This is a genomic window from Candidatus Liberimonas magnetica (genome assembly GCA_020523885.1).
GTDB lineage: Bacteria > Elusimicrobiota > Endomicrobiia > Endomicrobiales > JAFGIL01 > Liberimonas > Liberimonas magnetica.
The window spans coordinates 92833-106818 of sequence record JAJAPY010000001.1 but is presented as its reverse complement, the minus strand read 5'-3'; the positions used below and the strand labels follow the sequence as shown (position 1 = coordinate 106818).

The following is a 13986-nucleotide window of genomic DNA, read 5'->3' as shown; positions in this document are numbered from 1 at the left end:
TATCTTTCCTTTATAGCAATGCTTTTTTAATAACGTTTTCTACTATTTTAGCAGAATCTATCGCTCTTTTTGCCATTTTCTTATCCACCGGTGGATAATGCGAAGGATATTTAAGAGGGATATAATATGAGTTTAATTCTTTACAATATTTTTCTATGCTCTTTAGCCTTTTATCATTTTTTGAAATCTCTATGCAATGATTAATAAGAGTAACTAAGTCATGAATTTTGGGAGGATTAACTTTGTTAGCATATAGATATGCCTTTAGATATTTTTCTACGGCATCATGGCACAAAATACACATCTGAGAATAAAACTCATCAAAACCATCAAAAGATAACTCGGCAAACTTTAAATCACTTTCTGCTTTATTTATCCACTCCTTAATTAGTGAGTTAATTTTTTTCATAAATTATTTTTCCATTATCTACTATATCTTTTACAAAAAGGTCTCCAATAGACATTCTATACTTGATTTCTTTGGGAGTATAAACCAGCAAATCTAATGGGACTTTATGTTTCAAGTATTTTTCAACTTCTTTTTGCCGAGCCCAGGGATTTTTTCTTGTATTCCTGATAACCATTAGATCAATGTCAGAATTATTTTTCATGCTATCTTTTAATAAAGAGCCAAATAAAATTACTTTTTCAGGATTATATTTCTTTTTAAGAATTGAAACTATGCTTCTTAGCTCTTTTTGAAATAAATTGACTTTTTTATTATTCATTTATTTCCTTTTGATGCAATATAGTTCTTCAGCCCTATTTTTTGAAGTTCATTGTCTTTTTCCATAACTTCTTTCGATAACTTTTCGCGGTATTCACTTAGTTTTTTTTCTAACTCCGGGTACTTTAAGGCAAGTATCCCTACGGCAAGAAGCCCGGCGTTTTTTGCGCCTGTTTTATCTAAGGCAACTGCAGCAACAGGAATTCCTGCAGGCATTTGAATTATCGATAACAAAGCATCAAGGCCGTTTAAAGATTTTCCCTGTATCGGAATTCCGATCACAGGTTTTATTGTTTTACTTGCTACTACTCCCGGAAGCGCAGCGGACATACCGGCGGCTGCAATAAAAACCTCTGCGCCTTTTTTCAATGAGCTCTCTACAAAGTCCTCTACTCTTTGAGGAGTCCTATGCGCAGAAGCAATTGCAATATCATAAGGTATCCCGAATGATTCCAGAACCCCTGCAGTCTCTTGCACAATAGGCAGGTCAGAATCAGACCCCACCAGTATCGCTACTTTAATGTTTTTTGCCATATATCTCCTATGCGTTCAGAGTACAGTCTGTGGTCCGATATATAACCCGCGCCCAAGAGGAATCGAACCTCTAACCTTTTGATTCGTAGTCAAACGCTCTATCCAATTGAGCTATGGGCGCATCTCCGTCTAAAGATTCCCTTGATTAATATTACCGTCTAAGATTTTGCTAAACACCTGAAATTTATGACAACTCCTGACACTTCCTGATACTTAAGGAAACAAGGCCGTTTTCGTATCCATTACAGATTTTTTTCAGATGGCTTTCTTGTGATTTTACCTGATTATCTACTAATTATATCGAAATACAATATCTGTTTTAGGAATTATATCAAAAATACCCTTAAAAAACAATAATTGGTATTACATAAATGGTATTACATAATTGTGTAAAACTAGTAATAATAAAAAACCCTATACATTTGGTTTATGTATAAGGTCATTTATTATAACTATTTCTGAACCAAGTTCCAACCACAAAGTGGAACATATTTTTACTATTTTAAAACTTTATACCGAATTTAAGTGAATCACCAAGATCTCCTACAGGTGTCCATGCAAGGTTTACCGCTAATGTTTTATTATACAACATTCCTAGTCCTGTTCCTAAACCGGATAAACCGCCTGTCTGTATTCCAGTCCGGTCCATCGTAGTAATGTGTGCCTTCCTGATTACTCAAGAAAGCTCTGCCTTGACTCTCTCAAGGCTTACGAAGCTGTCTAAATATTAAGTTGACTATATCTTACTTTATTTTATAATTACCCTTCTTTTTTAAATCCTATTTGTTTCCTTGGCTTTTCTTTAAATGTTATAAATTCTCTTATCTGGTCAAATATTGCGTGTATTTGTTCGTCATGCCTTTCGTATTTTCTTTCAAGCTGGCTCAATTTCTGCGCAAGTTCCTTGTGAGTTAGTAAAAATTCACGGATTTTTGTAAATGTCCTCATAATCTGGATATTTACCCTGACCGCTGTCCTGCTCGTTAATACCGACGAAAGCATTGCCACGCCATTTTCTGTAAAAGCATAAGGAAGTTTACGGGTTCCACCCCAACTTGATGTGCCAAAATGGCACTTCAAGTTTTCAAATTCTTCTTCATTCAACTGAAACATAAAATCTTCCGGGAACCTGTCAATATTGCGCCTTACCTGCCTGGTCAACTGGCTTGTTTTAACCCTGTAAAGCTCTGCCATGTCTTTATCAAGCATTACTCGCTTGCCCCTGATTAGGAATATCTTATTCTCAATCTTTTCCTGCGGAATTAAGTCTGTCATACAGCCCCTTTTCGGCTTCTTCTGCTATATTTTATCTCTTTAAGATTAGCAAGTCAATTTATGGTAATTTATCATTATATTGACAAATAAAAATTAGTAACTTATACTATTATCGAATCACGATAAGAGGCCACACCTAAGGTTCGTCCGAAGGTTAATGCCTCTTTTTTCTTTGATTCCATTTTTCTTCTTTGAGATTTTCTATCCTTAAACGTATGAAGTCAAGAAAAAAAATTCCTACAACTATTGACATTTTGAGCATTTTAATCTATACTCATTTTAGTGAGTAGTTGTTCAAAATAATGAGCGAGGGTTTTATGGTATCAAAATATATGATAGCTACAAATGCGCAAAAGGTTATTAGCTTTCTTTTAATGAATCCCAATAAACCCTATTTTGAGCGTGATATCGCAAGGAAAACCGGCATTAGTTTCGGGTCTGCAAATAAACTGCTTAATCAGCTTAAAAAAGACGGAATTCTGCAGCGAAAAGCTGAAGGCCGCATGAATTATTACTCTATTGACATTTTAAACCCTTATATCAAAGAGGTAAAAATATTAAACAACCTTTTACTTATTGAGCCATTGATAGAAAAATTAAAGCCTATTACATATAAAATAGTTCTTTTCGGCAGTTGGGCAACGGGTGCTGATGATGAAAACAGCGATATAGACCTTTTCATTGTGTCATCAAAAAGCTCCGATGTGTTAGCTGCAACAAACAAGTTTTCTGAAAAAATTAGTAAAAAAATACAGGCAATACTAAAAACACCTGCAGAGCTGATGAGTGCAAACACCAAGAATGACATATTTATGAAACAGGTAGAGCAAGGAAAAATACTCTGGGAGAAAGAAACCAATGAAGATAACTTTTAAAGATTGTTTAGAAAAAAGAAGAATTGTTCATTTCCCTGAAGCGAAACACCTTGCTAAACCAGAACTTGAAGACGCAAAGAACGATTTAAAATCCGCAAAAGAAGAATTATCAAAAGACGGTTTTAAATGGGCAACAATAAAAGGGTATTATTCTATTTTCCATTCCGCACGGGCATTGCTCTATTCACAAGGATATAGAGAAAGAGGGCATTTTTGCCTGTATCTTGCCATTAAAGAGCTTTTTGTAAAACGGCATCAGATTGAGGCACAGCTTGTTGAAGATTTCAAAAACTCCATGGTTTTAAGAGAAGATGCTGACTACGGCAGGAATTTCTCAAGCGAAGGAGCGGTATCAACCATTTCAGTTGCCGAGAAATTCTTTAAAGAAGCCAGCCGAATCCTAAAAGAGTAAAAAGTTTGCACAGAAATGCCTGTTATTCGGCCCCTGCCCAAACCCCTACAAAAAGTTTGTCCAAAGTTTGTCTGGTACTACCCAAAAACACTTCAAAGTTAAGCACATCCGAGCGTGTTAAAATATTACCTTTTTTATCAATTAATTGATACGGAGTTTTAATACAGGATGCCTGCTATACAGGCTGTGATGAAACTTGCCAGGGTGCCGGATATGATGGACTTTATGCCGAGCGCTGAAGCTTCGGCTTTTTTCTGCGGTGCGATGCCTCCGATACCTCCGATAAGTATCGCCATGCTTCCGAAATTGGCAAACCCGCAAAGGGCATAGGTCATTATAACTATAGAGCGGGGAGACATCGAGGATGACGCTATCACGTCTTTAAGCCGGAGGTACCCGAGAAACTCGTTAAATACGGTTTTTATGCCGAGTATCTTCCCCGCGGTCATGGCTTCAGAAGGCGGAATTCCCATAAGCACGGCAAACGGCCAAAAAACATAGCTCATTATGCCTTCAAAGGACATACCCGCGATTTTCAGTACGGAGTTTAGCATCCAGACCAGGCTTATAAAAGCTATGAGCATAGCACCTACCTGCAGGGCGAGGTTTACGCCGAGAGACGCACCGTTGGCCGCTGCCTCTACTATATTTTTTTCCGGGACATCGGCTTTATATGCTGTGTTGTCCATCGTTTTTGGCGTTTCTGTTTCAGGTATCATTATTTTAGCGATAAGGATCGCGGCAGGAACGCTCATTATCGAGGCTGAAAGCAGATGTCCGGGTTCTGCTCCGAAAGTGGAATAGGTCACCATAACACTTGAGGCTATAGTAGCCATATAGGCGCTCATTATCACGAATAATTCCGAGCGTGTCATACCGGTGATATACTCGCCTATAGCCGTTGTCCCTTCTATGCCCATAAAAGCAAACAACGAAGCGCCGAAAGATTCCGCACCCGAGAGTTTCATCGTACTTTTCATAAGCCTTGCGCCAAGACGCACAAAGAACTGGATTATCCCTAGATAAAAAAGCATGCCCATAAGGGACGACACAAAAATTATTATAGGTAGCACCTTGAAGGCGAACATAGCTCCTATATTGGCGTCATTTACCAGATTTCCGAAAACAAACGATGCGCCCTTGTCGCTGAAAGAGACAACTCTATCAAAAGCTATCCTTGCGGCGTCAAATATCAACCGTCCGATACCGGTTTTAAGTATCAGAAGGGCAAAAACAAACTGGAGCAGCATCCCCCAAAAAACCGTTGCCCAGTTCACCTTCCGCCTGTTCTCGGAAATAGCCCAGCTTAAAGCTATGAACGCTATAATTCCTGTAAAACTGCATAATTTATACATTGCGTTTCATAATATCAAAATTTCTTTTGTTTTTCAATGTTAGCCAGGACCGATGCGGGATCGGTATTGGCACGTGCCGTGCGCACAAAATAAAAATCCCCCTATATGCTATACAGGGGGATTCCTGGTCCCTAAGTCTGTGGTACGGCCTTATCCTGCTTTTAGTATCGACGCAACAAGGGCTGTGTCTATCGCTACTTCCATTGCTTTTTTCTTATTTACAGCCATCTTGAATTCATTAAACACATCGCCGAAAATCTGGAGCGTGGCTGCGATAGGCCCTGCCTGCTTGTTTATAGCCAGGTCCCGGACAAATTTGCCATTTTTGCTTTTCAAAAGATTCCTTGCCTGTTGCTGCAAAAGAGTTAAATTTATGCCCTGTTCTTCCTTGACCGGCGAGTGCGAGAAAGAGACAACAAATATATCGTTTTCATCCGGTATGGCTCCTTCCTGGAGGCCTTTAACAAGCGCCGCATAAACCGAAAGCCCGGCTATTTTATTATGCAGGCTGTCGGCTAGGTTTACAAATTTTGGGTCAATAACTAATTTCTCTTTTCTTTGCAGCAGTTCCTGAAGCAGGAGCAACGCATTATAGCAGCCTGCAAGAACAGCTAACTCGTTCTTATCAAGTTCAGGTTTATTACGGAGTGCGTCAAACGCCTGGTTTGCGATAGCATGCTCAACAGCATCTACTGTACCCTGGTTAACATCATTATTTTGATAAGCATAATCAAAATATAATAAGATATCTCTTAATTTTTTCAGGTCCGGAGTTGTTTTCGCATCCGCCATCAAACCCTTCGCTTCTGAAAACATGCCTTCAACGCTAAGGTCGCTCTGATGCTTTAAAATAACACCAGCTATATCATCAGTCCCGGACCTATAAGCAGCGGCGGAAAGCACAGAGCCAAGCATTTGCCTGTCATTGCTATCTTCAGGAACAGCCATATTCTTTGCCCGTCTCTTGTTGATAGATATACCGTCCAATACTCCGTTGACGAGTTGAATGGCATGAGCGGCATAAACATCATGTTTAGCTTTGTTTATCTCTGCCAGCTGGCCAAGATTACCTATTTGACTAATTACCACATTCAATTTTCCTATAGCTTTTGCATCATGAATAGTTTTTAATATACCGTCCAGCGCGGCTGTAAGGTTCTTAAACACGTCTCCCGGCGTATTTACTGCTTCATACAAGCTTCTGAAACTTTCTTCGCTCAAGCCAAAACCGGCCAGGTTTTCCATGGCTGACGCATAGGCTTCTTCAGGAGTCTGGTTATGATAGGCAAGCACACGCAGGCTGTTCCTGATTTCTTCCATTTCCCAGTAACTAATACCCTCCGATGAGAGGATAGGATTCAGCTCTGTGACATTCCCTTCATAAAACGCTATATGTGGTAGGATTTTAAACACAGCACCGCTGTTATTAAGATTTTGAAGCTGTCTCATCAGGGTTTTACCGTTTTGCCTAAACTCATTATTAAAATCCGGGTCTGACGGCCCGGGGAAATAACCTTCAATGCATGTCCTTAATCCCTCATCCTTAGGCGCTGCTATAGAGGCATTCAGGTCAGCCATGTTATAGCGTATAGTATAAACAAAATTGTATTTAAGGCAAGCATTTTTAATTGCCGATTGAACATTAAAATCAGAGCTATTGGACTTAACAAGTATTACAGCTCCAGGTTTAATAGTATTTATTCCCAGCCTAAGGCCGTTTAAAAAACGGTCAATTTCCTGGATATCTGTAATGTCTGACAGATCAATGCCTTTCCCGGCTGCGCCGTATTCTATAACTTCTCCATCTGTGTTAACTTTGTCTTTCAGATAAAGCGATAAAGCTTTTAAAAAAGCAGTTAAATTGACGGGTTTACTCCAATCAAGTATCGGTGCACGGCCTGCTCTATATATAGCTGAAACTTGTTTTTTTACCGGAGTGTCAGGCCCTTGTTCTGTAAACGGCACTTCTATCATAGTATGCGTTGCCAAAACCTGGGACTGCTGTTCATCTGTGTAACGCTCAAATAACTGGTTTTTAGCCATTTCCGCAAGCGCTTCCTTGGACATGGAAACAACCATATTCTTTGGTATTGTCACGCCTGTATTGGAAATTAAGGCAGCTGCCAAAGTTTTTAGAATAGTACTCAAATCATCGGACGACCTGTTTATCAGGCTGAAATCCTTCTCAGGCACGCTTTTCAGCCTGAAGAGGCCTGTTACAGGATCGACATCTACGGCATCATCTACCGCATAGACTACCGCCGCATTGTCAATCATAATGGTTTTTTGATCCTGGTTTACTTCATTGGCAGAGGGTGCAAGCATATCAACTGAAGTGTTATCAACCTGAATCAAATCGGGTTTAAACCCGGTAAAATCAAGCCCGGTAGCTTCTGAAAGCCTATCCTGCCAGTTTTTATTTTCCTGAAAATTAAACAGGGCTTCCCTTGCTACAAGCGGCTCATACCCCTGTACAGGATGTACAGGAACCAGGCTAACCACTTGTATTTCAACTTTATTTATGGTTTTTTTATAAACCCTGACCTCTACTTCCAGGCCATTAACCATTTGCATATTATTTCCTATCACTTCTCCTTTTGGCTCTCCGCCAATTTCAAGAACCCACGACTTTAAACCTGTACCTGCCAGGCCTGCCAGCTTTTTCCTGGTATCTTCTTCATTCATATTCCCAAAATAGACCGCTACAAACGATTTACCTAACAGGATCGGAGTCTTTTCTATAAGCATTTTCTGTTTTTTAGTAGTCGCTAAATCTAGAGATGCTCTGGCAGTAAGCCTTGCCAGGTTCAAAGCGTCTGTTACACTACTAACAAATAAATTAAGTAACGATTGCATACTAGGCAAAGGTTCTGCAGCGAGCTTAGCTTTAGGTGCCGCTTTTAATTGGCCACCTAGTCCTGTTTCTGTTTTTCCAAAGATCATTTCTATTTCTGATATTTCTTCAAGTGTAAGCATAAAGCTGCCTACAGCTTCTATAATTGTCTTTTTCTTGCTCATCGTTTTTTTATTAAACAAATAGCTGGATTTTATTCTAGGGCCGGCCTGCTGATGCCTGTATACCCATTCCCTGTATAACATGAATGTGTCTATAGCTTTTCCTACAACTTCTATCGCTTCCGGGTCTTGCGAAAAGTATTGCATATTTTCATGGCAGTTTCCCCATATTTTTACACCTAAATTCATCCAATCATGAAAATAACCTTTCCGTGTATTATGTATTTTTGCCCGGCTCGTATAAATCATGGAGTCGTAATAGTCTTTTTTTAATCTTTCTTCCAGGACCTTCCTTAACGCCTCATTATCCATTTCTGAAATCTCTATCGCTCTGTTTAATTCCCAATCTCCGGAAAATCCCCATTGTGACGCATCATAAAAATTAGCCAGGGCAGGGCTGATTTCATTCTTGAATAGATTTGCCCCTTCTTCCGCTGTATGTTCATCATAATGTAAAAACTTCTTTTCTGCCTCCGTTAATTGGCTCAGAAATTTTAAAAAAGCAGGCCTATCATTTTCCTCACTTTTGATTGCCAGCCTGTCCACCACCCTGAACGGTAGAACGGTTGCCTTAGTCCCGTCTTTTTTCCCTTTAAAGTTCTGGCTGGCAGGCTCTTTTGCTTTGTACCATTTGTCAAACCTCTTTTCAGAGCCTGCAGCAAGCACACTGTTTTTTGTTAAAGCACTAATAAGGCTCTGCGCCCGCAGCACAGGCGCTTCATCTTCATACATAAAAACAGCTACCCCTTCCCGCTCATTTATTGCTTCTGACCTTTTTTCAGCATACAATTTTCCAGAGTTGTAAATCTCCGCAAGAGCCCTGTGCGCATCAACTAAACCGTTTTCCAAAAGATAAAGCTCAACTAACGAAAGGGCTTCATGCAAGGCAACTGATTTGCTGTAGTCGTTATCTAATTCAAGCGCGGCAAACGGGTAGTCATACATAACCCTGCCGTTTCGAACAATTATTTTACCGGTTTCTTTGCTATTGTTATACGATTCAAAGGGAAACTTCTCCTCTGGGAAACTAAACCTGCATTGTACGCCGGCGCCGCCCGGCAGAGAAGACGACTCAAAACTTCCGCCAAGTTGTTGAGAAACATATAAAAGCATAGCATCATTGACAGCTTTAGGTATCTGATCCGCTTCAGTAGAGGATATAGTAAAAATCAGGTTAGCCCCGGATGCTTCCAAACCAATATTTAACGTGCCTGAACCCGTATATTTCTGCTCTCCCTGGCGTGTTCCCGTAACCATCGCATTTATAAGAGAAAACAATTGTTCTCGGAATTTCTCATCTGCCATATCGCTTAACTGCCGCATAATAAACTCATCATTAAAAAGAGCCTCCTGCAAGGATTCCTCGGACCTTATGCCTTCTAGTGAAATACGCGAATTGGCGGTAACCTTATCCGCATTTCCCGGCCCGGCAGGGTTTATGGTTTCGTTAACCACGTTAATCACTTCGCGCACACTCTCTCTCAACGCTGTCATTATCGGGCTGCGTCCGGCTTGTTCTTCACCTTCATTCCGCGTTAAAGGCGTGTAAACCGTTTTTGCCACTTTTTTAGGAGATAATACATTCGATAAAATATAAAGCGGGGATACTGCCAATACCGAGAGTATAACCAGGACTTTGTTGGCAAGATTTACTGCGCTGTGGGCTAGGGCATTTATTAAAAGGACGGGCGAAAGTATGGCATTTTCAAGTTTTTTGTTCCCTTTTGCAAGCCAGGTCAGCGGGACAAACACTATCGCGGGAATCGCTGTAACGGCTGTAATTAGGGCTAGACCGGAATACATCCAAAAAATATTAAACGTTCCGGTATAGCCGTGACCCTTAACAAACCCCTTCGCCGCATCAGCCAACTCACCCCTGGCTGTTTTACTAAATCCTTTGAATACATAGGCTCCTATAAGCCTTGTTATTTTAGTAAGCTCACCTGCTTCAAGCGCAGGGCCCATAAACTGCTCATCAGCTATGTATCTGGCAGCAGCAACAAGCGGCGCTCTTATCCATTTTTTTGTTATGTTTTGTTTGTCAAGCCACTTTCTCATCCCTGGTTCAGCCCTGCGGTTTACTTGTTTTGTCATGGCTGTAGAAAGGCCTGCTTTAGCCGCGGCCGCGCCCGGTGCCGGCATCCTTTCAATGCCGGGGTTTCGCAGTTCAAGTATTTCAGTTTTTATCCTCTCCCACTCTTGTGACCAGTGTTTTGGGTTGTCTTTGACAAATCCTGCTGCATCCGACACATCTGCATAATATCTCATGTTATTAAAAAAGATGTTGAGCGCCCATTCAGGCAGACTTTCAAGGAATGTTCTGACTTCAGGTTTTTTCAAATCCAGCAATTCCTGGTAATAAAAAAATACAAAATTACCTGCAGCAGATGCAGCAATCCCTTCCTGCGCCATACCTTTTACAGTATCATTTATTACAAGAGGCTTACACAGCCAGGTAAACCCTGCCTGGTCACAACCCTTTGATATTAGGGTCGCATAGAGATTTACCGCCCGGCGTCTTTTTTTATCGACCTTCTTCAATGATTCATAATAATCCAGCTCTATTTCAAGCCCTTTACATAAAATTATCCAGTCTTCTATATAGGTGTCAAACTCTTTTTGTTGTCCCGGGCTAAGCTCTCCTCTTGGTTTTCCGGCAAAGAATATTTCACCTATTCTCTTTTCAAAATACCGTCTTGCAAATACTGAATCTGACAGGTTATTAGCCAGGCTTCTAACTTCTTTCAGTTTTGTCCTGATTGCTTCTGCTGTCCTTTCTGCTTGTTCTTCTGCTGTTTCTAGGCCGTTGGCAAAATCCGCAGTTGCTTGACGCATTTCTCCTATCAATCCATTTATTGCTTCTACTTCCGTATTCCTTTTATCAGCGTCAGGCCAAAGATACGCGGCGTAAGAATTTGAGGCTTTTGGCTTTGACTTAAAATCTGTTCTTAAAATTTCCGCTTCTATTTCATCAAAATCTACATCCCCGGCCATAAAAGCCTGCATGGCTTTGTTTAGTTCTGAAATTTCTCCTATACTCATTATGTCCAAGACCCCGCTTTTTGCCAAATCTAACGGAATCTGCGAACGTATCGCTCTAAGTTGAGCTATTGTCCTTCCTACATTCGCTTGTTTCCCGGCTGTCCTTATATCAAAATCATGCCTTAAAGCGCCAAGGACAGCGGTTTTAATATCTTTTTTAGGCAAGCCCCGGGGGAGCATGTGTAATATAGCGTAAGTTACTATCAAAGTATGTGCGTAATTATGATAATAAGTCGTGAATAAGTCCATCTCGATAGATAGAGATGCTTCCATATCAATAAGGTCCATTAAGCTTTTTATTTCTTCACTAGCCAACCCTCTTTTTGCCGCTGCTGCTGCAATTAAACCCGGCACTTCATTTATTATCTGAGTAATAGACCCAAACCCCGTAAACTCGCGTTTTCGTGCAGGCGGCAAGTAGATTACATTCCCCTTATATAAAATTTTCCCATCTTTATCCATAACTTCATATTCATCAGGTTTACCAGGAAGTTGACGCACAGTGATTGTTATGCCTTGTTTGCCTATTATCGGTTCATTCAGATCCTTATTCTCTATAAGACCGGCCAAACGCTCATTGCCATTATTAACAGCACCAACATATTTTGCTACTAACTTGACAAATCTTGCACTTTCCTTGGTCCTTAGTGAACTTATAGGTATTTTAAGATATGTAACTCTATCTACAGAATCTACATTTGCTGAACGTTTCTGGTTAAAAGCCGTCATGGCAAACTCGCCAAAGAGGTTTCCTGATGAGATCTCATACCTGATAATACCTTCGTCTATAGGCTTTTCAATTTTAACCCTTCCATCCAAAAGCAGATATACGTAATCTGCATCTGTATCCTTCGTAATAATCCTTGTCCCGGCTTCCACTGTTTCGATTTCCCCCTCTATCATAGGAAATTTACTGAAATCTTCATGCCCAGTAATGCCGAAACGGGTCTCTAAAAGAGCGGATAGTTTTTGGCATAAATTAATCTTGTTTTGTTCTGTTTTTGCCCTTTCAATTTTTGCACCTTCATGCTCAGCAGCTGGAGCAGCCGCCCTGCTTGTTAACCTGGATAACAGATCTGCTTTTCTGGCACCAAAATATTCGGCAACTCTTTTTTGAATCAACAGCGCAGCCAGAGGGTTAACCAGGGAATCGTCCGGGTTTGTTTTAGTATCAATATCCGCTAGTGGTGATACAACAGCCTTATTTTCAGGGACCGCAATTAAACTGCCGTCATCCTGTTCAATCATTTTCTTATAAAAATCATGAAATTTCGGTAACAATTGTAAAGCAAATGCAAAAATATAGTTTGCTGTTGGTTCAGCATAAATTGCTCCTTTTACAGCCGCGGGAAATGTTTTAGGGAATAATTTTTTCAGCTCTTGAGCCTCTACATCAAAGGGCATTATTTCTGATGCAAAAGACATGCCCCTCATACCCGGTAAATTACCAAGAACCAGGTTTGGAAGCGCTTTCCGTACGCGGTCTACATCATTTTCAGAACTAGCCGAATAACCATAATTATGTAAAATAATATACTGAACATGATTGGCAAGAGAACCATTGAAACCTGCATCAAGCAGTACAAATTTTTCACCGCGGTCAAGAGCCTGCCTTGTGATCCCCAGACTCTCTAAAAACCTTTTCTGCTCTTGTTCGGTCATATCTTCATTCTGCCAGAAAGCACGGCTGCCCGGGAATAATATTACATTATCCTGCTCAGGAGACCCTTCAAGGACAGTACGTAAAGCATCGTAAAAAATTTCACCATCCCGGCCAAAGACGATTATTTTCTGCCCCTTATATTCATCCAGGATCCGTTCAACGACTTCATAGATATAAGGTAATAAGTTGTCCAGTTCCTTGAAAGTAAGCGAGTTTTCAAATTTACTAATATCTTTCACTCCAAAAAGCCTGGCAGCAGCTTCAATTTCTTCATTGGATAAACTCCTTATTTCTAAAGGATCAGGGCGTTTTTGCCAATTCAAGAACAGCTCCCTTAATTTCTGTTCTGTTGTTACCAAGCCCTTTAACTTCTCACGTAATGCTGCCAATTGTTTTGTGCATCCATACAGATCTTCCCAGATAGTATCCTTCAGGTCTACAACGTTATCTTGCTGAGCCATCTCGAAATTCCCAAGCATTAGATATATGCCATTACCAACTTCATGAAACAAAGTGCTTTCTACAAATGCATATATATTGCCTTTAGGTTCAGTGTCAGGTATCGTAACAGTTGCTACATACTCTTCTTGTCCCTGGAGGACCGGCCTTTTCACAGGAGAAGGATAGGCATAGCCCTCACCGAATAATTCCTCTAAATGCTTTAGCAATTGAGTTCCCATTCCTGAACTGGAAATAGTTTTTGCCTTTAGCTCATCGGCACTCATCATAATATTAGAAACTCCAATAACGATATTTCCGGTTTTGTCTTTCTTTACAGCCACTATTATTTCTTCTTTGCCATATTTTACAGCATTGGTAAGCAGCTCTCTTAAAATGGTATGTTCAATCAGGAATATGTTGGTTTTGGAAAAGCTTACGCCTTGTTCAATATTTACCGTAAGTTTCCCTTTATAACCAGCGCGGGCGGGTATATTATTAAATATCTCTTGAATACTCTGTTCACTAAATATATACGGCTCAATATGACTACCTTTATTTATAAATTCAAAAAGTTCGTCAAAAGAAGGAATCAACCGTTCTGTTCTTGCAACCGCTGATTCAATACCGTTTAAATATTCTTCTCTATC

At 40.2% G+C, this 13986-nt stretch carries 8 protein-coding genes and 1 tRNA gene (1 of these 9 only partly in view); 2 read left to right on the top strand and 7 right to left on the bottom strand.

Annotated elements, in window-relative coordinates; all coding sequences use genetic code 11:
• Positions 1 to 10: 10 nt before the first annotated feature.
• The 5 genes from LHV68_00315 to LHV68_00295 form a co-directional block, all read right to left on the bottom strand.
• Entirely contained in the window at positions 11 to 409 is a 399-nt protein-coding gene (locus tag LHV68_00315) for a HEPN domain-containing protein (protein ID MCB4790311.1), read from the bottom strand.
• Positions 396 to 728, bottom strand: coding sequence for a nucleotidyltransferase domain-containing protein (locus LHV68_00310; protein MCB4790310.1), 333 nt, complete (start codon positions 726 to 728; stop codon positions 396 to 398). Before LHV68_00310 ends, LHV68_00315 begins: the two co-directional genes overlap by 14 nt.
• Positions 725 to 1261 carry a 5-(carboxyamino)imidazole ribonucleotide mutase gene (gene purE, locus LHV68_00305; GenBank protein MCB4790309.1) on the bottom strand — a complete coding sequence of 179 codons (537 nt, stop codon included), beginning with the start codon at positions 1259 to 1261 and terminating at the stop codon, positions 725 to 727. The genes LHV68_00310 and purE overlap by 4 nt, the downstream gene beginning before the upstream one ends.
• Positions 1262 to 1308: 47 nt before the next feature.
• Positions 1309 to 1382: transfer RNA gene (locus LHV68_00300), tRNA-Arg, on the bottom strand.
• 638 nt (positions 1383 to 2020) lie between these two features.
• Positions 2021 to 2536, bottom strand: a complete 516-nt coding sequence (locus LHV68_00295) for an ORF6N domain-containing protein (protein ID MCB4790308.1) — start codon at positions 2534 to 2536, stop codon at positions 2021 to 2023.
• Positions 2537 to 2853: 317 nt separating this feature from the next.
• Here LHV68_00295 and LHV68_00290 point away from each other — a divergent pair, with 317 nt between their 5' ends.
• A complete protein-coding gene (locus LHV68_00290) occupies positions 2854 to 3411 on the top strand; it encodes a nucleotidyltransferase domain-containing protein (protein MCB4790307.1) in 558 nt (185 codons plus the stop codon).
• Positions 3395 to 3823, top strand: a complete 429-nt coding sequence (locus tag LHV68_00285; GenBank protein MCB4790306.1) for a HEPN domain-containing protein — start codon at positions 3395 to 3397, stop codon at positions 3821 to 3823. The genes LHV68_00290 and LHV68_00285 overlap by 17 nt, the downstream gene beginning before the upstream one ends.
• 158 nt (positions 3824 to 3981) lie before the next feature.
• Here LHV68_00285 and LHV68_00280 read toward each other — a convergent pair whose 3' ends face one another.
• Together LHV68_00280 and LHV68_00275 are read right to left on the bottom strand one after the other, a co-directional pair.
• Positions 3982 to 5178, bottom strand: a complete 1197-nt coding sequence (locus tag LHV68_00280; GenBank protein ID MCB4790305.1) for a NupC/NupG family nucleoside CNT transporter — start codon at positions 5176 to 5178, stop codon at positions 3982 to 3984.
• A 150-nt stretch (positions 5179 to 5328) separates the two neighbouring features.
• Positions 5329 to 13986, bottom strand: the 3' end of a protein-coding gene (locus LHV68_00275; GenBank protein ID MCB4790304.1) for a tetratricopeptide repeat protein. The gene runs 26082 nt beyond the window's last position; only the last 8658 of its 34740 coding nucleotides appear in the window; its start codon lies beyond the right edge, outside the window; it ends in the stop codon at positions 5329 to 5331.